General features: G+C 61.6%; 20 protein-coding genes and 2 tRNA genes. 7 read left to right on the forward strand and 15 right to left on the reverse strand.

What is annotated here, in order from left to right:
* Positions 1-129: 129 nt before the first annotated feature.
* On the reverse strand, positions 130-1,575 hold the full coding sequence (gene pyk / locus FGK63_RS19205) for a pyruvate kinase (protein ID WP_138845335.1): 1,446 nt from the start codon (positions 1,573-1,575) through the stop codon (positions 130-132).
* Positions 1,576-1,692: 117 nt separating this feature from the next.
* Here pyk and FGK63_RS19210 point away from each other — a divergent pair, with 117 nt between their 5' ends.
* Together FGK63_RS19210 and FGK63_RS19215 are read left to right on the forward strand one after the other, a co-directional pair.
* A complete protein-coding gene (locus FGK63_RS19210) occupies positions 1,693-2,430 on the forward strand; it encodes an N-formylglutamate amidohydrolase (protein ID WP_138845337.1) in 738 nt (245 codons plus the stop codon).
* 133 nt (positions 2,431-2,563) lie between these two features.
* Positions 2,564-2,878, forward strand: coding sequence for a DUF1244 domain-containing protein (locus FGK63_RS19215; protein ID WP_138845339.1), 315 nt, complete (start codon positions 2,564-2,566; stop codon positions 2,876-2,878).
* On the opposite strand, the gene FGK63_RS19220 is transcribed toward FGK63_RS19215, so the two are convergent.
* Positions 2,865-4,055: a CaiB/BaiF CoA transferase family protein gene (locus FGK63_RS19220; RefSeq protein ID WP_138845340.1), complete on the reverse strand. Its 1,191-nt coding sequence runs from the start codon at positions 4,053-4,055 to the stop codon at positions 2,865-2,867. The genes FGK63_RS19215 and FGK63_RS19220 overlap by 14 nt on opposite strands.
* A gap of 191 nt (positions 4,056-4,246) precedes the next feature.
* Between FGK63_RS19220 and FGK63_RS19225 the strand changes: the two genes are divergently transcribed.
* On the forward strand, positions 4,247-5,047 hold the full coding sequence (locus FGK63_RS19225; RefSeq protein ID WP_138845341.1) for a DODA-type extradiol aromatic ring-opening family dioxygenase: 801 nt from the start codon (positions 4,247-4,249) through the stop codon (positions 5,045-5,047).
* A gap of 17 nt (positions 5,048-5,064) precedes the next feature.
* Here FGK63_RS19225 and FGK63_RS19230 read toward each other — a convergent pair whose 3' ends face one another.
* The 3 genes from FGK63_RS19230 to dgcN form a co-directional block, all read right to left on the reverse strand.
* Positions 5,065-5,925 (reverse strand): D-amino-acid transaminase, encoded by an 861-nt coding sequence (locus FGK63_RS19230; RefSeq protein WP_138845342.1) that lies wholly within the window; start codon positions 5,923-5,925, stop codon positions 5,065-5,067.
* A gap of 10 nt (positions 5,926-5,935) precedes the next feature.
* Positions 5,936-6,901 (reverse strand): N-acetyl-D-Glu racemase DgcA, encoded by a 966-nt coding sequence (dgcA, locus tag FGK63_RS19235; RefSeq protein WP_138845343.1) that lies wholly within the window; start codon positions 6,899-6,901, stop codon positions 5,936-5,938.
* A gap of 76 nt (positions 6,902-6,977) precedes the next feature.
* Entirely contained in the window at positions 6,978-7,979 is a 1,002-nt protein-coding gene (gene dgcN, locus FGK63_RS19240) for an N-acetyltransferase DgcN (RefSeq protein ID WP_138845344.1), read from the reverse strand.
* A 296-nt stretch (positions 7,980-8,275) separates the two neighbouring features.
* Between dgcN and FGK63_RS19245 the strand changes: the two genes are divergently transcribed.
* Entirely contained in the window at positions 8,276-9,238 is a 963-nt protein-coding gene (locus tag FGK63_RS19245; protein ID WP_138845345.1) for an L-malyl-CoA/beta-methylmalyl-CoA lyase, read from the forward strand.
* Between the two features lie 58 nt (positions 9,239-9,296).
* Here FGK63_RS19245 and FGK63_RS19250 read toward each other — a convergent pair whose 3' ends face one another.
* The gene (locus FGK63_RS19250) at positions 9,297-9,878 is read right to left on the reverse strand and encodes a PA14 domain-containing protein (RefSeq protein WP_138845346.1); all 582 of its coding nucleotides are present in this window, start codon (positions 9,876-9,878) and stop codon (positions 9,297-9,299) included.
* A 226-nt stretch (positions 9,879-10,104) separates the two neighbouring features.
* On the opposite strand from FGK63_RS19250, the gene FGK63_RS19255 reads away from it, so the two are divergent.
* Positions 10,105-11,067, forward strand: coding sequence for an acetyl-CoA carboxylase carboxyltransferase subunit alpha (locus tag FGK63_RS19255; protein ID WP_138845347.1), 963 nt, complete (start codon positions 10,105-10,107; stop codon positions 11,065-11,067).
* Positions 11,068-11,071: 4 nt separating this feature from the next.
* On the opposite strand, the gene FGK63_RS19260 is transcribed toward FGK63_RS19255, so the two are convergent.
* The 3 genes from FGK63_RS19260 to FGK63_RS19270 form a co-directional block, all read right to left on the reverse strand.
* Positions 11,072-12,211, reverse strand: coding sequence for a lytic murein transglycosylase (locus tag FGK63_RS19260; RefSeq protein ID WP_138845348.1), 1,140 nt, complete (start codon positions 12,209-12,211; stop codon positions 11,072-11,074).
* A gap of 134 nt (positions 12,212-12,345) precedes the next feature.
* Complete coding sequence (locus tag FGK63_RS19265; RefSeq protein ID WP_138845350.1) at positions 12,346-12,993, reverse strand: GntR family transcriptional regulator; 648 nt, start codon at positions 12,991-12,993, stop codon at positions 12,346-12,348.
* A 30-nt stretch (positions 12,994-13,023) separates the two neighbouring features.
* The gene (locus FGK63_RS19270) at positions 13,024-13,719 is read right to left on the reverse strand and encodes a M48 family metallopeptidase (protein WP_138845351.1); all 696 of its coding nucleotides are present in this window, start codon (positions 13,717-13,719) and stop codon (positions 13,024-13,026) included.
* A 101-nt stretch (positions 13,720-13,820) separates the two neighbouring features.
* On the opposite strand from FGK63_RS19270, the gene FGK63_RS19275 reads away from it, so the two are divergent.
* Both FGK63_RS19275 and FGK63_RS19280 read left to right on the forward strand, forming a co-directional pair.
* Positions 13,821-14,147: a TIGR02300 family protein gene (locus FGK63_RS19275; RefSeq protein ID WP_138845352.1), complete on the forward strand. Its 327-nt coding sequence runs from the start codon at positions 13,821-13,823 to the stop codon at positions 14,145-14,147.
* 162 nt (positions 14,148-14,309) lie between these two features.
* Positions 14,310-14,385: transfer RNA gene (locus FGK63_RS19280), tRNA-Ala, on the forward strand.
* A 363-nt stretch (positions 14,386-14,748) separates the two neighbouring features.
* Here FGK63_RS19280 and FGK63_RS19285 read toward each other — a convergent pair.
* The 6 genes from FGK63_RS19285 to FGK63_RS19310 all read right to left on the reverse strand — a co-directional run bounded on the left by FGK63_RS19285 (position 14,749) and on the right by FGK63_RS19310 (position 20,866).
* Entirely contained in the window at positions 14,749-15,150 is a 402-nt protein-coding gene (locus FGK63_RS19285) for a response regulator (RefSeq protein ID WP_138845353.1), read from the reverse strand.
* Between the two features lie 55 nt (positions 15,151-15,205).
* Positions 15,206-17,248 carry an ATP-binding protein gene (locus FGK63_RS19290; protein ID WP_218961169.1) on the reverse strand — a complete coding sequence of 681 codons (2,043 nt, stop codon included), beginning with the start codon at positions 17,246-17,248 and terminating at the stop codon, positions 15,206-15,208.
* 91 nt (positions 17,249-17,339) lie between these two features.
* Positions 17,340-17,675, reverse strand: a complete 336-nt coding sequence (locus FGK63_RS19295) for an Hpt domain-containing protein (protein ID WP_138845355.1) — start codon at positions 17,673-17,675, stop codon at positions 17,340-17,342.
* Positions 17,672-18,655: a response regulator gene (locus FGK63_RS19300; protein WP_171052714.1), complete on the reverse strand. Its 984-nt coding sequence runs from the start codon at positions 18,653-18,655 to the stop codon at positions 17,672-17,674. Before FGK63_RS19300 ends, FGK63_RS19295 begins: the two co-directional genes overlap by 4 nt.
* 203 nt (positions 18,656-18,858) lie before the next feature.
* Entirely contained in the window at positions 18,859-20,265 is a 1,407-nt protein-coding gene (locus FGK63_RS19305; RefSeq protein WP_138845358.1) for a sensor histidine kinase, read from the reverse strand.
* Positions 20,266-20,789: 524 nt separating this feature from the next.
* Positions 20,790-20,866 (reverse strand) — tRNA-Met (locus tag FGK63_RS19310).
* Between the last annotated feature and the right edge of the window lie 44 nt (positions 20,867-20,910).

Here is a 20,910-nt window from a genome sequence, read left to right on the forward strand (position 1 = left end):
GTTCTTGACGCGACTCGGCATGCCACTTTGGCCGGTCGCGCGGTCAGAGGCGCCGTTTACGCAAGTCTTGCCGCGCTGGCAAGGGGGTTTTGCCCGGTTTATGCGCGGCAAAAGCGGAATTTCCCGCAATCAGCCCGGATCGGTGTTGTAGATCAGCCGCTCGTCGCAAGGGGCCACGCGCAGGATATTGGTGGTGCCGGGCACGTTGAACGGCACGCCGGCGGTCACAACGATCTGATCGGTCTCGCTGGCGAACCCGCCCGAGCGGGCGGCCCGCGCCGCGTTCACGACGGCGCCCTTGAACCGCTGGAGTTCGGGCGTCATCACGCAGTGGCAGCCCCAGCTCAGGCACAACCGCCGTGCGGTGCCGGTGAGCGAAGTCATGGCGATGATCGGAACGCCGGGCCGCTCGCGGGCGGTCAGCAGGGCCGTCGTGCCGCTCTGGGTGAAGCAGCAGATCGCCTTGATGTCGGTCTTTTCCGCGATTTCGCGCGCGGCGGCGACGATGGCGTCGGCCACGGTCGATCCCTTGGCCGTGCGCGAGGCGTTGATGATCTGGGTGTAGGTGGGGTCCGCCTCGACCTCGATCGCCACCCGGTCCATCGTCTTGACCGCATCGACCGGATAGCTGCCCGCCGCCGATTCCGCGCTCAGCATGATGGCGTCGGTGCCTTCGTAGATGGCGGTCGCCACGTCCGAGACCTCGGCCCGCGTGGGCATCGGGCTTTCGATCATGCTTTCCAGCATCTGCGTCGCCACGATCACCGGCTTGGCGGCAGCCCGGCACTTGCGCACCAGGCGTTTCTGGATCGGCGGCACCGCTGAAACCGGCAGTTCCACCCCAAGATCGCCGCGCGCGACCATGATCCCGTCCGAAGCGTCCAGGATGTCGTCGAAGGACTGCACCGCCGCGGGTTTTTCGATCTTGGACAGGATCGCGGCGCGGCCGTCGGCCAGCGCGCGGGCCTCGAACACGTCCTTGGCGCGCTGAACGAAACTCAGCGCCAGCCAGTCGACGCCCAGTTGGCAGACGAATTCCAGATCGTCGCGATCTTTTTCCGACAGCGCCGCCAGCGGCAGCACCACGTCCGGGACGTTCACGCCCTTGCGGTTCGAGATGGTGCCGCCGGTCTTCACCTTGCAGTCGGCGAAATCCCGGCCGCAGCGTTCCACCACCAGCCTGATCTTGCCGTCGTTGACCAGCAGATGCGCGCCGGGCTCGAGCGCCTCGAAAATCTCGGGATGCGGCAGGCAGACCCTGTGCGCGCCCCCGGCCGTCTCATCCAGATCGAGCCGGAACGCCGCGCCTTCCTCCAACTCCTCGGAGCCGTTGGCGAAGACACCGACCCGCAGTTTGGGCCCCTGAAGGTCGGCCAGAATCGCGATCGGGCTACCCAGGTCCTTTTCCACCTGCCGGATGATCCGGTGCTTTTCGCGAATCTCGTCGTGGCTGCCGTGGCTCATGTTCAGACGGAACACGTCGGCGCCCGCCTCGTGCAGGGCTCGGATCATGTCGTATGTTTCCGACGCCGGTCCCAGCGTCGCCACGATTTTCACATTTCTCAGGCGTCGCATTGGCCTTGCTCTCCTTCGTCCGTCGATGTTACCGCAAACAGTGCCTGCGCCGCTTATCGCCCAATTCCCTTTCCCAGGCAACTGCCCTACACCTGCGCCAAACAAGATGACAGGCTGATGACGTACACCCCCTTTTTCATTCACGGCGAGGATCGCCCGTCCCGCTGGCTGATCACCTGCGATCACGCGACCAACATGGTTCCGCCCGACATCAACGGCGGCGATCTGGGCCTGCCGCGCGAGGACATGGAGCGTCATATCGCCTATGACGTGGGTGCCTACGAGGTCTCAAGGCACCTGGGCGAGATCCTGAACGCGCCGGTGATCGCGGCCAATTTCTCGCGCCTGGTGATCGACCCGAATCGCGGCGAGGACGATCCGACCATTCTGATGAAGCTCTACGACGGTTCGATCATACCGGGAAACCGGCACGCCGACGAAGCCGAACGCGAGCGGCGGCTGAACATGTGCTACCGGCCCTATCACGACGCTCTGGCGCGCATGGCGGCCCTGCCCCACGCGGTGATCCTGTCGATGCACTCTTTCACCCGCCAATTGCGCGGGCGCGATCCGCGCCCTTGGCATATCGGCGTCCTACATACGGAGGACGAGCGGCTGTCGCGCCCGCTGATCGATCGCCTGCGGGCCGAGGACGACCTGTGCGTGGGGGTGAATGAACCTTATGGCGGGCACCTGCCCGGCGATGCCATCGACAAACATTGCACCGCCTACAATCGCCCGAACGTGCTGATCGAACTGCGCAACGACCTTATCGCCGACCACGCGGGGCAACGCGCCTGGGCCGAACGTCTGGCGCCGATGCTCGAAAGCGCCTTGGCGGACAGCGGCATCTGATCCTGTCGAGCCGTCGCGCCGCATTCTTGGCGGCCGCTGCCCCGGCCTCTTGCGCAGCGGACGTCCGTCGTTTGTTGTATCCGGGCGCACGCATTGCTAACTCGGATGCAAGACACTCAGTTGGAGCGACGACATGGACCAGCAAACCGAAATCGAACTTCAGGCCGCCGCCTTTCGCCGCCTGCAGAAGCACCTGATGGAGGCCCGCACGGACGTTCAGAACATCGACCTGATGAACCTGGCCGGCTTCTGCCGGAATTGCCTTGCGCGTTGGTATCAGGAAGCTGCCAACGAAAAAGGCATTGAAATGGGCAAGGACGAGGCGCGCGAGATCTTCTACGGCATGACCATGGACGAGTGGAAGGCCAACTACCAGACCGAGGCCAGCGCCGAAAAGCAGGCCGAATTCAAGGTCGCGTTCGAGGAGAACGTTCTCAAGAAGGGCTGAACACCACCCCGCGCGCGGCCAGATCGTCGAATTCGGCCGCGCCGACGCCCAGTTCCTCGAGTACTGCCCGGCTGTCCGCCCCATGCGCCCGAGGCGCGCTGTCAAGCGTGGGCGCGCCGCGATCGTAGGTGAACCCGGCTACGGCAAAGCGGCCGTCCCCCACCTGCTGCACAACCGTCCGCGAGGCGAGTTGCGGCTCGGTCAGCGTTTCGGCCAGCCCCCGCACCCGCGCGGCAGGGACGTGATGGTCGTTGAGGATTTCCTCCCACTCCGCTGCCGGTCTTGTGCGCATCGCTTCGGCCAACAGCGCCCGATCGCCCGGACGCCGCGCGGCGATGTCCGCGCGTGGCGTCGATGCGACCTCTTCGGCCACGTCTCCCCGTCCGACAGCCCGCATGAGATTCGCCAACTGCGCGTTTGAATAGGCGCCGATCATCAGCGTTCCGTCCGCAGTTTCATAGGTCGCATAGCCCGCCAGGGACGGGTCATGGTTGCCATGCGGTTTGGGCGCCGCTCCGGTCGCCAAGGTGGTCGCGGTGTGAGAGTTCATCAGCATCAGCGCGCAATCCGCCATCGCCACATCGATCCGCCGCCCCAGCCCGGTCCGCGCCCTGTCGAAAAGCGCCGCGGCGATCGCCATGGCGGCCTGCGCGCCGGTTCCGTAGTCGACCATCGCCGGGCCCACCCGCACCGGGTCGCTTCCCGCCTCGCCATTCGCGGCCATAACGCCCGCAAAAGCCTGGATTACCACGTCATAGGCCGGATCTGCCGCCTTGGGCCCCGAAACTCCGAACCCGCTGATCGCGCAATAGATCAGATCGGGCTTCAGGGCGGCCAGCCGGTCATAGCCCAGCCCCAGCGCATCGACTGCGCGGGCGGTGTAGTTCTGCACCACCACGTCCGCGGTCGCCACCAGGCGGTTGAAGATCCCACGCCCCTCAGGCGATTTCAGGTCCAGCGCCAGCGTCCGCTTGCCGCCGCCTTGGGCCTGAAACGACAAACCCATGCCCTTGGCGTTCAGAGCGGAGTCCGCCCCTTCTTCCCGCGTCATGTCCGGTCGATCCACCGGTTCGATTTTGATGACCTCGGCGCCCAGTACCGCCAGCTGATAGGCGCAGAACGGCCCCGCAAAGACATGGGTCAAATCGAGCACGCGCAAGCCTTCGAATGGTCTCATCTCGATCTCCTCCTGAACGAAACCTTAGCGCACATGAACAACCAGACTGGGCCGTTTGCGCCGGATCGCGTCGCATTTGCCAATTCAAGGCGGCAGCGCGCACAAACCTTGTTCGCGATGCGCGATACCGTTTCCAGTTTTGGCGGTCTATTCTGTCCGGCGAAAACCCGTCCAACTCCTTCGAGGCCGGCATGTCGGAACAATTGCCCACCTACTTCATATCGCATGGCGGCGGCCCGTGGCCCTGGCTGCCGCAGATGCGGCGCCGGTTCGCCGCGCTGGAAACCTCTCTGGCGAGGATGCCGGAAGAGATCGGCCGGCGCCCCTCAGCGGTCCTGATGATCTCGGGACATTGGGAGGAAAGCGATGCCTACGCGGTCATGTCCTCGGCCCGCCCACCGATGGTCTACGACTATTCCGGCTTTCCCCCGGAAACCTACGAAATCACCTACCCTGCTCCCGGCGCGCCCGATTTGGCGCAACGGACCGCCACGTTGATCGCGGACGCCGGGTTGCCCGCCCGGCTGGATGCGGAACAGGGTTTCGATCACGGCACCTTCGCCCCTATGGCGGTGATCTATCCGGATGCGGACATGCCGACCTTCCAGGTCTCGCTGCGCAGCCACTACGATCCGGCCGAGCACCTGGCCCTGGGCCGCGCACTGGCGCCACTCCGACAAGAGGGCGTTCTGATCGTGGGGTCGGGCCTCAGCTATCACAATCTGCGCCTGATGGGGCGTGAGGGCGAGGTGCCCTCGGCAGAGTTCGACGCCTGGCTGGATGCCACCCTGTCGCTGGAACCGCAGGCGCGAAACAAGGCTCTGCTCGAATGGGAATCCGCGCCCTATGCGCGCGTCTGCCACGCGCAGGAGGACCACCTGGTGCCGCTTTTCGTGGCGGTGGGGGCTGCCGACGACGCCCCTGCCACGAGGGTCTACCACGAAACCCAGTTCTTCGGCGCCTTGACCGCCTCGAGCTACCGGTTCGGCTGATCCGCCGGCTGTGACCGTCAGATCGCTGTCTTGCGGCTTTCGTCCAGATAGATCTCGCGTAGGCGCTTCGCGATCGGCCCCGGCGTTCCGTCGCCAAGCTGCACGCCGTCGATCTCGACCACCGGCATCACGAAAGCGCTGGCGGATGTGGTGAAAGCCTCATCCGCTTCCCTCGCCTCGTCGATGGTGAACAGGCGCTCTTCGACCTCCATCTGCGCTTCCGCGGCCAGGCGCAGAACCGCCTTGCGGGTGATGCCGTGCAGGATGTCGTTGGACAATGGTCGGGTGACGATCTTGCCGTTCTTGACGAAATACGCGTTGTTCGAGGTCCCTTCGGTCACATACCCGTCCTCGACCATCCACGCGTCGTCGCAACCCGCTGCCTTGGCCATCATCTTGCCCATCGAAGGGTACAACAACTGGGTGGTCTTGATGTCGCGGCGGCCCCACCGGATATCCGCGATCGAGATGATGCGGGCGCCCTTCCTCGCGGCCGGATTGTCGGCAAGACTGGGTTTGTCCTGGGTGAAAAGCACGAGGGTCGGCCTGACATCTTCGGCAGGAAACGCGAAATCCCGGTCCCCGTCCGACCCCCGGGTGACCTGCAGATAGACCAGCCCTTCGTCGATGCCGTTGCGCCGGACCAGTTCGCGGTGGATCTCGAGCAATTCGGTCTCGCTGCAAGGCTGCTGCATGTCGAGCTCGGACAGCGAGCGGGCCAGCCGCACCGCGTGACCGTGGAAGTCGATCAGCTTGCCGTCCAGCACGCTGGTCACCTCGTAAACGGCGTCCGCCATAAGGAAGCCACGGTCGAAAATCGAAACCTTGGCTTCGGTCTCGGGCAGGTATTCGCCATTCACGTAAACGGTGCGGGTCATGTTCGTCTCCTCAGCCCCAGAGCGCCGCCGCGGGCGGATGAACTCCGGCTTCGTCAAATATCAGCGGGGTGTCGCGGTCTTCGGCCAAGAGAAGCGGCCCGTCAAGGTCCGTCACCATCGCACCCTGCGCCAGCAGTGTCGCAGGCGCCATGGCCAGCGAGGATCCGACCATGCACCCCACCATGATCCCGTAGCCCTGGCTCAGCGCCGCCTCGCGCAGCCTGAGCGCCTCCGTCAGGCCGCCGGTCTTGTCCAGCTTTATGTTGATGACGTCGTACTTGCCTTTCAGCGCAGGCAGGCTGGCGCGGTCGTGGCAGGATTCGTCGGCGCAAACCGGAACGGGGCGTTCCATGCCGATCAGTGCCTCGTCCTCGCCGGCGGGCAAGGGCTGTTCGACCAGCGCAACGCCCAACCGAAGCAGGTGCGGTGCCAGATCGGCGTAGACTTCGGCAGACCAGCCTTCATTTGCATCGACGATGATTCTGACCTTCGGCGCGCCCGAACGCACCGCCTCCAGACGCGGCATGTCGTCGGGTGTTCCCAGCTTGATCTTCAGGACGGGCCTGTGCGCGTTCTTCGCCGCCTGTTCACGCATGGCCTCCGGAGTGTCCAGCGACAGCGTATAAGCCGTGATCTCGGGCCGCGGTTCGGGCAGCCCTGCCATGTCCCAGACCCGCTTTCCGGCGCGCTTGGCCTCGAGATCCCAAAGCGCGCAATCCACCGCGTTGCGCGCCGCGCCCGCAGGCAGAAGGTCCATCAGCGCCTCGCGGTCGAAACGCTCGGGCAGCCCGGAAATCTCGGCCTCGACCGACCCGAGCGTCTCGCCATAGCGGGCATAAGGCACACATTCACCCCAGCCGTGATGCGCCCCGTCCGTGATCCGGGCCGTCAACACCTTGGCTTCGGTCCGCGACCCGCGCGAGATGGTGAACACCTGCGCCAGCCGAAACACGTCACGAGTGACCTCGATCTTCACGCGACCGCTCCTTCATCTTTTCCCAAATACTCCCGCCGGAGGCATCCCCAAGCGGGCAGTCGGCGCCACGGTTGGATCACATCGCCGCCAGCGCGTCCACCAGCTTGCCTGACCCGAAGCGGAACGGGTCGGTCGCGGGCAGGCCCATGTCGGCCTCAACCCGCGCGAGATAGGCCATTGCCTCGTCCTCGGGCATATGCTGGGTGTTCACCGACACGCCAACCACCTTGCAGTCTGGGTTCGCGACATGCGCCATCTGCAGCGCGGTGTCGCGCAGCACGTCGAGCGACGGCAACGTGTAGCCCGGCAGGCCGCGCATGTGCGAGCGGGTAGGTTCGTGGCAGAGGATCAGCGCGTCAGGCTGGCCACCATGGATCAGCGCCAGGGTCACGCCCGAGAACGAAACGTGGAACAGCGAGCCCTGCCCTTCGATCAGGTCCCAGTGGTCCGCGTCATTGTCGGGCGTGAGCCATTCGATCGAACCGGCCATGAAATCGGCGACGACCGCATCGAGCGGAACGCCATCTCCGGTGATCAGGATGCCGGTCTGCCCGGTGGCGCGGAACGTCGACTTCATGCCGCGCGCGCGCATCTCGGCATCCATCGCCATCGCGGTATACATCTTGCCCACCGAACAGTCGGTCCCGACCGCCAGGCACCGCTTGCCCTTGCGCCTGACCCCGTTGGCGATCGGATAATCCACCACCGGAACGCGCACGTCATGCAGCGTGCGCCCCGTCGCTTCGGCCACGGCGACCAGATCCGGTTCATCGCGCAGCAGGTTGTGAAGGCCTGAGGCCAGGTCAAAGCCCTCTTCCAAGGCCATGACCAGCACCTTCTTCCATTCCTGGCTGATCACACCGCCGCGGTTCGCCACGCCGATCACAAGTGTCTTGGCGCCGGCCTCGCGGGCTTCGACCAGGTCCATGTCCTTGAGACCCAGATCCGCCTTGCAACCGTCCATGCGGTACTGACCCACGGCATTCTCCGGGCGCCAGTCCTTGATGCCCTGGGCAACCTTGGCCGCCAATTGGTCGGGCGCATCGCCCAAAAACAGCAGATACGGTGTCTCGATCATTGCGGTGCACTCCTTTGATTCCGGCATAAACTAATGAACCGGCGCTACGAGCGTTTCGCTTTTTTCCCGAAGCACGCACATTGCCACGGGAAAATATTGCGCCGTTGAACAATGCCACGCAAAATCCTTCGACGCCTTCTCGGGGAACGATCCATTGTCGGCTCTCCTCATCCATCTTTCGGCGATTGCTGCAATTGCAATGCTGCGTGCGCACAAAGATGCTTGCGCCGCTTCGCGCAATTTAATACCCCATTCAGGAAGAAAATCGCAATTTCCTTGCCCGCGAGAGGACCAACATGAGCTTCCGTATCCAGCCCGCCGCCCCCGCACGCCCCAATCGCTGCCAACTGTTCGGCCCCGGATCGAACCCCAAGCTGTTTCCCAAGATGGCTGCCTCGGCGGCGGACGTGATCAATCTCGACCTCGAGGATTCCGTCGCCCCCACGGACAAGGAAGTTGCCCGCGCCAACGTGATCGAGGCGCTGAACACCGTCGACTGGGGCAACAAATACATGTCGGTTCGGATCAACGGGCTCGACACGCCCTATTGGTACCGCGACGTGGTGGACGTGCTGGAGCAGGCCGGAGACCGGCTGGACCAGATCATGATCCCCAAGGTGGGCTGCGCGGCCGACGTCTATGCCGTCGATGCGCTGGTCACCGCCATCGAACGCGCCAAGGGCCGCGCCAAGCCGATCTCGCTTGAAGTGATCATCGAATCCGCTGCGGGCATCGCGCATGTCGAGGAAATCGCCGCCTCGTCTCCGCGCCTGCAGGCGATGAGCCTGGGTGCCGCGGATTTCGCCGCCTCGATGGGAATGCAGACCACCGGCATCGGCGGGACGCAGGAAAACTATTACATGCTGCACGAAGGCGCCAAACACTGGTCGGATCCATGGCACTGGGCGCAGGCCGCCATCGTCGCCGCCTGCCGCACGCACGGCGTGCTGCCTGTGGACGGGCCGTTCGGTGACTTTTCCGATGACGACGGTTTCATCGCGCAGGCCGAACGCTCGGCCACCTTGGGCATGGTCGGCAAATGGGCGATCCATCCAAAACAGATCGCGCTGGCCAATCAGGTGTTCACCCCGTCGGACCAGGCCGTGTCCGAGGCGCGGGAGATCCTCGCCGCCATGGAACAGGCCAAGGCCAAGGGCGAAGGCGCGACGGTCTACAAGGGCCGCCTGGTGGACATAGCCTCGATCAAGCAGGCGGAAGTGATCGTGAAACAGGCCGAACTGATCGCAGCGAACGGCTGAAGGCCGATCAACGCAAAACGGGGCCTGCCGGCCCCGTTTCGCCAGGCGACGAACCCGCTCAGTGCGAGAAGACGTTGTTCGGGACCCAACTCATCTTGCCGCCCTTCTTGCCCCATTTCATCATCAGGCAAGAGGTACTGTATTTCTGGAAATAGACGATGCGCAGATCGTACCAGCCGGCTTGCGGAACCTCGACCTCGACACGCTGGTTCGCATCGCAGGGTTGGCGCGCGGCGAAGTAGCCGACCTGCTGGCCGCCGATACGCGCGTCGATCCCGTCATTCGACCAGGTTTCCAACTCGTAGATGCCCGGAGCGTCGAAGCGGATGTATCCCCTGATGTCGGCCGCCACGTTGAAAGCCTTGTTGAAGGTCAACACGGGATCGCCCTCGTTGGTGTCGCGGTAGTCGAGACCGCGCAGCGGCCGACCGGGTTTCGCGCCCCCGATCATCTGCTTGGCCGCATCGATCGACTGGATCTTGGAAGGCGGATCACCGCCCCAGGCATATTTCACCGCGAGCCCGGCCCTGGCGCCGGAAGGCTGCGGGCTCGCCGGTTTCAGCTTCAGCGGTGCGGCCCAGGCTGCCGAGGCCAGAACCACCGCAAGAGCCGCGACCACTCCCGTTCGGATGAGTTTCATGTTCATCTCCCAATTGCTTGCGTCACTGTCGGCTCGTGCAAAACCACTGTAAAGTATCCGTAATCAGCCTAGGCCTCAAATTTCCGTGCGGCAAGCCTGCGGCCCGCCACGAATTCGTACGCTGCGCCGCCAGTTGGCTTCCTTTCCTTGCCCTGAACGCCATGCCGAGTTGCATCTGAAGCAGCCTGCGTTCATATAGCGGAGAAATTCCGCGTTGAGAGGCGTCATGACCCAGTATCTGGATTTCGAAAAACCACTGGCCGAGATCGAAGGCAAAGCCGAGGAACTGCGTGCCCTGGCCCGGGCCAACGAAGAGATGGACGTGTCGGACGAGGCGGCGGCCCTGGATGCCAAGGCGTCGAAACTTCTCGATGAACTCTACAAGGATCTGACCCCCTGGCGAAAGTGCCAGGTCGCGCGGCATCCCGAACGTCCGCACTGCAAGGACTACATTGAGGCGCTGTTCAAGGAATACACGCCGCTGGCCGGGGATCGCAACTTCGCGGACGATCTGGCCGTGATGGGGGGGCTTGCCCGGTTCGAGGACAAGCCGGTGATGGTGATCGGGCATGAAAAGGGCAGCGACACCAAATCCCGGATCGAACGCAATTTCGGCATGGCCCGTCCCGAAGGCTATCGCAAGGCTGTGCGGCTGATGGAGATGGCGGGCCGGTTCGGCCTGCCCGTCATCACCCTGATCGACACGGCGGGGGCCTATCCCGGCAAGGGCGCGGAAGAACGCGGTCAATCCGAAGCGATCGCGCGCTCGACCGAAATGTGCCTCCGGATCGGCGTGCCGCTGGTCTCGGTCATCATCGGAGAAGGCGGTTCAGGCGGCGCGGTCGCCTTCGCCACGGCCAACCGGGTCGCGATGCTGGAACACTCGATCTATTCCGTGATCTCGCCCGAGGGATGCGCGTCGATCCTGTGGAAGGATGCCGAAAAGATGCGCGAGGCCGCCGAGGCGCTGCGCCTGACCGCTCAGGATCTCAAGAAGCTGGGCGTGATCGACCGTATCATCCCCGAACCGCGTGGCGGCGCGCATCGCAACCGCCACGGCACGATCGACGCCGTGCGCGAGGCGATTGGCGCCATGCTCGGCGAATTGAAGGGCAAGGATGCCGCCGCACTGGTCAAGGATCGGCGGCAAAAATTCCTGGAAATGGGGTCCAAGGGGCTGGCGGCCTGAACCGTCAGCCGCCCAGCCTGCGCAACAGCTCCACCGAAGGCTCGCCGGTCACCGGCAAACCGCTGGCGCTCTGATAGGCGCTGATCGCAGATTTCGTGTTGTTGCCGATCACGCCATCGGCACCCTGCGTGTCATAGCCCGCGGATGTCAGACGGCGCTGCAGATCCTTGCGGGCTTCCAGTGTCAGGCCGTACTCATCCGGCCCGAAAGACGCCTTGAACGGCCCGCCGCCAGCGATCCGGTCCGCCAGGTGACCGACGCCGATCGCATAGCTGTCCGAGTTGTTGTACCGTTTCAGCACCTGGAAGTTACGGAACACGGCAATCCGCGGACCGGGCTTCTGAGGTTGCAGGACCGCGACCGGCGTGCCCGAGCCGGCGGCGGCCGAGCCTACTTCGCCCCCCCAGGGCTGGCCACGCACCCAGCCCGCACGGGCCAGGTAGGCCGCTGTCGAAGCCAGCGAATCCGTCGGGTCCTCGGACCAGATATCGCGCCGACCGTCGCCTGTGAAATCCACCGCATAGGCCAGATAGGAAGTCGGAATGAACTGCGTGTGACCCATCGCGCCGGCCCAGCTGCCGGTCATCCGTTCGGGTGTGGTATCGCCGTTCTGAAGAATCTTCAGCGCGGCGATCAACTGGCTCTCGAAGAAAGACCCGCGCCGACCGTCATAGGCCAGTGTCGACAGGGCCGACACGACCGGGACGTCGCCGCGCCGCTCGCCGTAGCGGCTTTCGAGGCCCCAGATGGCGACGGCGATCTCCTTGTCGACGCCGTATTGCGATTCGATCTTCGACAGGGTGGCACCATGCCGCTGAAGCATCTGCTTGCCGGTGCTGATGCGCTCGTCCGAGGCGGCAATGGCCAGGTAATCCTCGAGCGAACGCTTGAATTCGGTCTGGTTGCGGTCGCGCTCGATCACGTCGGGCAGGTATCCCGCACCACGAAACGCCCGGTCGATAGTGGATTGGGAAATGCCCTGAGCCGCCGCACGGCCCTTGAACCCCGCAACCCAGGCATCCCACCCGGCATTCGCGACCGGCTGCATTCGGGTGGTGGACAGGTTCTGCGTGACCCCGCCACCCGAACATGCCGAAAGAACTGCCGCACCAACACCAAGAGAAAACACGCGCCGATTGATCATGTCTGAGCCCTGCTCTTTTCTGCCTCGGCCCGAACCTACCGCGATCAGCATCGCCATGCCAGCCGCCGTCGCTTGGAATGCCCGTGTTGGGCGCTCTCGACGTACGGGGCGGCGCGCATTCGGCAAGAAGCCGCTCAGGACACCAGAAGACGCAAACCCTGCGTCACGTCCGAGCGTACCGCCAGACGCAGACCGGGCTCGTCCCCGGCCTTCAGCGCCGCAATGATCAGCTTGTGAAAATGCGGCGGCTCGGTCCGCCGCAGACGACCATAAAGCGCGCGCATGGTCGGACCCAATTGCAGCCAGACCGTCTCGGCGATGGCCAGCATCGCAGGCGCCTGCGCGCGCAGATAGAGTGTCCGATGGAATTCCAGATTCGCGCGGATATAGCCGACCGCATCCCGCTTGGTGACCATTTCCGCCACCGTCATGTTGATGGTCTGCAACCGATCGATCAGCGCCATATGCGCCCGCGGCAAGGCCCGGCTGGCCAGTTCGACTTCGAGCAGCGCGCGCAGGGCGGCCAGTTCCTCGATCCGGTCGTTGGTAAGCTCCGGCGTCGAGACCCGGCCCGACGACGACAGGAAAAGGGCGCCTTCGGCGGCGAGGCGGCGCACAGCTTCGCGCGCAGGGGTCATGGAGACGTCGAATTCCTTGCCTATTCCGCGCAGGGTGAATGCCTGCCCGGGCGGGATCTCTCCATGCATGATCCGCGACCGCAACGCACGGTAAACCCGGTCATGGGTGGCGGAATGGACATCTGCGGGGCGCGCGGTCAGCATGGCACCATGTGATCACAAATCCGCCCCACGTCAACTCGTACCGGCGTCGAACCTGTAACGGTGAAGTTCCGCGCCATGCGCCCGCAGCCATCGACGCGGCGCCTCGTATGGACCAAAGATCCGTTTCACCTGGGCCCAGAAGGCCGGAGAATGGTTCATCTCGGCCAGATGCGCGACCTCATGCGCGGCCACGTAATGCAACACCTCGGACGGCGCGAGGATCAAACGCCAGGAGAACATGAGCCCTCCCTCGGAACTGCACGACCCCCAGCGCGAGCGCGTGTCGCGGAGCGTGAGGCGCGCGTAGGGTCGCCCCAGAACCGCCGAATAATCGTCGCAGGCCTCGGTCAGGCGGTCGCGGGCCAGTTCCTTGAGAAACCGCGACAGGCGGCGCGCCTCGGAACCGGGCGGAACCGCGACCTCTGCGTCGCGAAGCTCGACCCGGCGGCCGTCCGACGGAACGATTCGCCGCGGAGCGCCTTCGATCGGTATGTCATGGCCGAACCGCACCACGGCCTCGCGCGGTCGCGACTGCAAATGCCGCCGGATCCAATCTTCTTTGACCCGCGCGAAATCAAGGGCTTCGGTCTCGGGAACACCGACCGGCAGGGTCAGCGTAACCCGCCCGTCCAGTTGGGAAATCCGCAGGCTGATCCGCCGCGCCCGCGCTGAACGGCGCAGGGTCAGCGGCACCGGAGGATGCCCAGGCAAAGCGTGTTTTCCCACCGCGCCGCTCCCTTTTGCGCAAAGGCTTTGACAGTCCCCACCGCATGTGGCAGGTGACCTGAATCGTTGCTACGACTCACCAGATATCAAGGGGATTTGACATGCCCAAGGAAGAATGGGGTGTAAAGCGTGTTTGCCCGACCACCGGCAAGCGGTTTTATGACCTGAACAAGGACCCGATCATCAGCCCCTACACCGGCGAGATCGTGGAAATGGAAACCGGCAAGAGCCGGATGATCGCCGCGGACGCCGAAGACGCGGCCTCGGTCAAGGCCCGCGAATCCATGTCGGATGACGACCTCGTGCTCGACGACGACGACGATGCGGTCGACGTGGATCTGGATGACGACATCCTCGAGGATGATGACGACGACGACAGCGTTTCGCTCGACGACATCACCGACATGTCCTCGGACGACGAGTCCTGACACGCCGCGCGGGCGGTCGCCACACCGCCCCGCATGCCGCCTCCAATCAGCCGGGAGCGGCTTGGAACGAGCCCAAAAATTTTACAGGATTCCGCTTTTTGGGCTTGCACTCTTTCCCTGCGTTTCATAAACGTCCGTCCACCGCCAAGGCGGTACCTGAAAGGGGCCTTAGCTCAGTTGGGAGAGCGCTTGCATGGCATGCAAGAGGTCAGGGGTTCGACTCCCCTAGGCTCCACCATTCCCTAGCAGATCAATGCGATAGCCGTACGTTTTAGTGACGTGACACGCATGTGTGACACACGATGATGCTAGATGCGTACGGCAGCCAATCGCGACACGGCGTCTATTACTTTCGCTGGCCGACGCCTGAAACCACCGCTTTGATGGACCAAAGGCCAGCCATGCTCCAGCACCCAAACTGGACCACTCAGGTAGGGCTGGTGAGGGGCGTGTTCGGTGGAAGTGGTTGCGGAAACGGGATTTGACCTTTGTCGAACAACGGCAAGGCCGGTGTGAAGGTGAAACAACAGCATGGACCAGACAGGTACGAAACTACCGTGCCCGCCTCAAACAGGTTTCACCTGACGGGATCCAAAGTAGATCATTGTAGGGTACTTGGTCTGTGTCTTTCATCCAGCAAGCCCACCAACTGCTCGGGCAGCGCGACCGGGTCGAAAGGTTTGGTGATACAGGCCAGCGCACCCAAGTTGACCAACGTTTCGCTAAACGCGGGGTCTGCCTTTGCCGTCATGAATACGACCGGCGTGCTACGGTGGCCGGGATGTTTCCGGATTTCGGCCAGGAGTTCGGGACCATCCATCCCCGGCATCATGACGTCCAGAAGAAATAGATCCGGTTCGACACGCGGCAGATTCTCCAAGGCTTCCTTGGCCGAGCCGTACTGCGTGACCTCGAATCCACCGATCAATTCCAGCGACATCCGCGTGATGGCGAGGATGTCTTCATCATCGTCCACGTGGACGATTTGCTTGCAGTTGTTCATGGCGCCTGCTCCTTGGAACATTGTTCAAACAGGTTTCCGCGAAACTCGCTCGGTCTCAACTCGCCATCTTCATATCCAGCGAGACTGAAACCGATCGCGAACGCGGCAGGACGACCCGGAAAAGGCTTCCTTCTCCAAGCCTGCTCGTCACCGATATTCCTCCTCCGTGCATTTCAACCAGGTTTTTTGCGATCGCCAGGCCAAGGCCGGTCCCGCGATGTTCACGCCGCGTCGAACTGTCAACCTGGATGAACCGCTCGAATATCGAGTTCAGCTGGTTGTCTGGAATACCCTTGCCGGAATCTTCCACGAGAATTGTCACATCGTTGTCATCCACGTCCACCGACACTTTGACATAGCCTTGGTCGGTGAATTTGATGGCGTTGCCGATGATGTTCATGAACACCTGCTTCAGGCGCAATCCGTCCGCTTGAATCATGACCGGATCTACTTCCACATCGAACAGGATGCCTTTTTCCGCCGCATGGCTTTTGAACTCGTCGGAAAGCCCGTCAAGGAGTTCGCCCAGATCGACGGGTTCACGCTTCAACACCACGTTGTCCGAGCTCAGCTTCGCCCAGTCGAGCACCGAATTTATGAGATTCAGCAGGTGTTTGCCCGATTTTTCGGACTTCGAGGCTTGTTGCACGATGACATTGACGAACTCGTCCAACTGTTGCTGAAGGTCTTCGCGGTTGCCAATCGCGGCCTTGAGCGACGCGCATTGCGGATAGATCTCGACCTTTTTCAGGAACGCGACATATCCAAGAACGACCGACAATGGCGTCCGCAACTCGTGGCTCATGTTGTTGACAAAATCGGTTTTCGCCCGGATTGCGTTTTCGGCTGTCTGCACAGCGGTCTTCAGCTCCGTGATGTCGGTGCGAATGCCGACTGTACTGCCGTCTTCGGTTTTTGACTCGGCAACCTTGATCCAGCTTCCATCAGGCATCAGCATTTCCGTCTGCCCGTGCGGATCGGCATGAAGCCGCAGCCTTTCGGCTATCCACTCCTCTTCCCGTCCTTCGGCTTCGGGGTATTGCCCCTGCTTGATGCCCTCGCGGATAATCGTTTCGAATGACACACCCGGAACGATGAAGTCCCTGGAGGCTTCGAATACCTTCCTGTATTTTTCGTTGCACATCACGAGGCGGTCGTCTTTGTCGAAGATGACGAACCCATCATCGATTGACTCGATCGCATTCAGCAAGCGGCGCTTGGCATCGGCGCGCTCGATGATCAACCGCCGCGCATAGTTCACGCCAAAGAAGGCAACTGAAATCAGGATCACCGTGATCAGCCCCAGGATTGGACGGTGGAGCGGATCGCTTCTCCAGCCCCGTGCCGGAATCATCGCGATCTCGATATCCCTGTCGCCAAGCCTGACGGTCGCCACCGCGGGATCAGCATCCCATACGGTGTCAGACCCAAATACAACTTGCCCGTCTGCATCTGTAGCGCTCTTCAAACGCGCCGATGCTACGAAAGCGTTCGAGTTTGAGGTCATTCCGGCTTCTTCCAGAAACACATGGAAGTCGAGGACGATCGTATCGACGATTTTCTCCGGGCCCGGCTGCGCGGTGCGCAGAAGCAGACCAAGGCCCCCCTGAATCAGATCGATTGGGCCGATCACTACGGTGCCGTCACTGTCCAGTGCTTTTTGCACGGTGTGCATCTGGCCGGGGTTCTTGCGGTAGTCATGCCCCAGAACCGCTTGGTTCGCCTCAATGGGGTGGACGTCGGTCACGACAAAGTTCCGGGCACGTGCAAGATTGATGACACTTGGATTGTTGTCGCGCAGCAACCGCGCCAAGGTCTGAAACTTGGCTTTGTCCGTCGGCGCTTCGAACGACAAGGCCGCCGCAAGGTTGCTGGACATGTGTGAGTAGGCTTCCAGGCGTTGTTCGATGCGAAATTTCACGAAATTCAGGGATCTCTGCACCGAGGCCCGCTGGGTCACAAGATTCTGCGCAAGGATCGTCCGGTCCATGAGCGCGGCGCTGACGAGACCAAGCAAAAGAATTGCCCCATAGATGAGCGATACGTTTCTCTTGTGCCGTCTTTCTCGTTGGGCAAAGGTTTCGTTGCGCTCCTTCACTGTCTCACCTCCGGTCGCGGCAGCGGCAATGAAATCCAGGTGGCCGACGGGAAAGCCAGTTCCCACGTGCATTCCGATCGTTGCAGGCGTGTCATTCCAGCAACTCTTCCATGGTGGACATCAGTGTCGCGAGGATCGGTTCGACTTCATTCCAGCACGCCCCTTCGTGTTTGATCTTGGCGTCGATGTCCCCCGCCAACTCGCCGATCCTCGGAAAGCCGATCGACCCCGACAGACCAGCAAGCTTGTGACATTCACCTCGGATCAGGTCCATGCAGGCGCGGTTCTTCGGGTCATTGCGCAGTTTTTTCGACGCGGTTTCGAGGGTCAGAATTCTGTCGTCAAGCGAACTCAGGAACTTCGATTGAATGGCTCGGACAGCGGCACTTAGCTGCTCGGTACCCGATGGAAGAATTGTATCGGTCATCGGCGCTTTCCTCCGACTTGCGCTCGTATCCTCTTTGGTCCGCCGGCCACACGCTCATTTTCGACGCCGGCCGTGAAAATCGGTTTCCATGCACCTTCGACCGCCTCGTCCAAGACTTCCGTCGGTGTCAGAAAAGAAAGAAGCCCACGGTAGTATGGGGAGCCGACATCAAGCCGAACCGGTATCTGACCCAAATTCGAGTACCAGCCGTTCAGCGCGGCGAGCCTCGCTTGAAGCTGGTCGAACAAGTCGTCGGTATCGACCCCGGGGTAACGCCGCGCCAGTGCCACGAACGCACCCGACCCGGCGTAGGACACGATGGCGTCGCTTGTGCGCAAGGCCTCGACTATGATTTCGGCGACATCGGACATCACGTCCTTGAATTCGATGTCGCCCAGCATCGAAAACAGTTCACTGGCATTCGCGACGCGGAAACCGATCACGACATGGCTGAACATGCGCATCGATCCAAGTTTGAGGACGTAGTTCTGCATCGCCAGGTAGTCGAGGCAGGAATGATCCGCTTCCAGCCGAACAGCGTCTTCAAACGAAAACCGTTCGTGCCGATCCTCAGTTGCCATCGCCGCCTTTCGAGCGGCCCGCTCCCGCACCATCCCTGCGGCCATGCCCATCCGGCCAAGCAGGTCTCGGTGGCTGATCGGTTTTGTGATGTAGTCGGTCGCGCCGGCAGCGAAAGCCTTGTCGACGCTTTCGAGTTCCGAACGCACCGTGACCATAATGAAGGGCGCATCCGTTGCCGCAGGTTCCAGGCGCAACGAAGAGCACAACTGGATACCGTCCATCCCAGGCATGTTGATGTCGAGCAGGAAGCAGTCGAAGGGCTCTTTTTCGGCGCGAACCAGCTTGAGCGCCTCCACACCCGAGTGGACTATGCGAACGTCCGAATAGCCGCACGTTGCCAGCTCTGCCTTGATGAGTTCGCAAAACAGCGGCTCATCATCCACGACCAGGATTTTCAAGTACGGATCTCCGTTTTTTGAACGCGAAATCAAAAGTTCAATTTCCCGCCAAGATTGAACCGCCGGCGACTTCTGACGTCAAGGCTGAATTGACACGAAGCGCGGCGGTTGGACAGAACCTGCATCAAAATGCAAGATGATCGCGGTTTCAAAACTGCAATGATGCAACACCCAAATCGTGGGTTAATCGCTCTGGCACCACACTATTTGGCCGCGGTTGCGCGGTTTTCCGGGGTTTCCCCGTGGCCCGAATACTGAAGCGGTATCTCTACGACAAAGGTTGTGCCAGGCCCCGCGTTCCTTTCATAGGTGATCGACCCACCCAAGGCGTCCATGATGTGTTTGGAGATGTTCATGCCAAGCCCGGTACCCCCGATATTCCGCGTATCCGAAGAGTCGATTTGCGTGAAGCGCTCAAACACCTTGTCCCGGTCATCCTCCGAAAGCCCGATGCCATTGTCCGCGAATAGAACACGGGCACGGTCGGCATTTGCGTGTACGGAAACCAAGACCTCGCTTCCCGAGGGCGAAAACTTGGCTGCGTTGGACAATATGTTGGCAAAGACCTGGAGCAGCCGGAGCTTGTCCGCATTCACCCAGATCAAATCGTCAGGCAATTCGGACCTGATAGACACTCCCAGCTTCGACGCGTAGGGCTGGTTGTCCGATATCGCTTCTGACACAGTCCGGACCAGTTCGATGTTTTCTCGCGAAAAACTCATGCTGCCTGCTTCGACGCTCTGAAGATCGAGGATCTCGTTAATCAGGCTCAAAAGCCGTGAGCAGTTTCTTTGCGCTACGTCCAATATCGATGACACCTGCTCCGGCATCTCACCCAGCCGCCCCGAGTTCGCCAGGTCCACCGAACCCTTTATTGCTGTCAATGGCGTCCGCAGTTCGTGGCTCATGGTCGAAACGAACTCGGACTTGGCTCTGTACGCAATTTTTGCTTTCTCATGCTCGGAACGAAGCAACTCCATCTGGAAAAGCTTTGTCCTGTAGAACCGCAGGTAGACCCTTGAGCTCTCGATTATGAAGAAAAGCACGAAGACGCTCGTGAAAAACTGGGCCCACAACTCCGACTTTAGCGGCGCATCGGCTATCACGATGTCTCGAATGGGGATGAACAGAAAGGCTGCGCCAAAGATCGTCAGCCTGATCATCAAAACCGGCATCAGGTGATGGCTGTTCATGGCCGCGAACAAGGCCGCAGCAAAGAGAAAGAACAACGACATGAAATGTGTCGTCGGGCCCTGAAGGATGGCTATGCCGATCGAATACGAAACAATCACAGACGAACTGAGCAGGGCACCAAGGTAGAGCAAATGCAGAAACCTCTGCTCGGCGCGCCGATCGTTCCCCTTCCAACTCAAGACGCGTTTGAAAACCCAGAAATCGTAAACCTCGGACACGGCAATGAGCAGCAGCACGATGCCTGCCAATCGGGCGTCGTAATAGAAGGCCGCAAGCGCAAGGGCGGCCGCATAAATGATTTGCCTCTGCCAAACCAGGTCCAGGCCCACCTGGCAGTAATCCTGCATTTGAAGAATGAGCGTGGGCGTTTCGCGCTCTTCCGGATCAGCGATCTCAGTTGCGGTCGGCCTTACCAAACCAGTGCTTCCTCTTCATCATATTCCCGCACTATCAACCGTCAAAACCCTAACCACATCGGATGGCTTAAGTTGAATTTGTAGGTGGATTGAGCGCACGCACAAGTGGCAAAAATGCGGTCAAAGACAAAGGATTTCGTTCATCAACGCGAAAAGGTTGAAAACCGTTTTAGCGATGGGGTCACATTGTGCAAATCGGGTTGGGGCAAGCTCGCCCTCTCTCTGAACGGGCGCAACTAAATGGCTCAGTGTCGGAAAAATTCTGTCACTTCTCCTAATGCGCTGGAAAATCGTATTTTCTTGTTGCGTCATGTTTTCCTTAGACATTACCCGCCCCCCGACATTCGGTCGAAGGCCCGTGGATGGCATCGGCTCAATGATAGTTCTCGAACCGAGAGCGTGGCGCTCAGCCTGATCCCGATGCTAGGTTTTGGGATCGCCGAATGTTGACCAGGCGCTGACGGCGATGATTGGGCTGGCCCAAAACGAACAAAGCCGCCTTTCGGCGGCTGGTTGGGTTGATTTGGTTGCGGGAGCAGGATTTGAACCTGCGACCTTCAGGTTATGAGCCTGACGAGCTACCTGGCTGCTCCATCCCGCGTCATTTGGTTTTGGTCTTTTGCCTGTTCGGCTGTTTGGGACCAT

The organism is Ruegeria sediminis (genome assembly GCF_005938215.1).
GTDB classification, from domain to species: domain Bacteria; phylum Pseudomonadota; class Alphaproteobacteria; order Rhodobacterales; family Rhodobacteraceae; genus Ruegeria; species Ruegeria sediminis.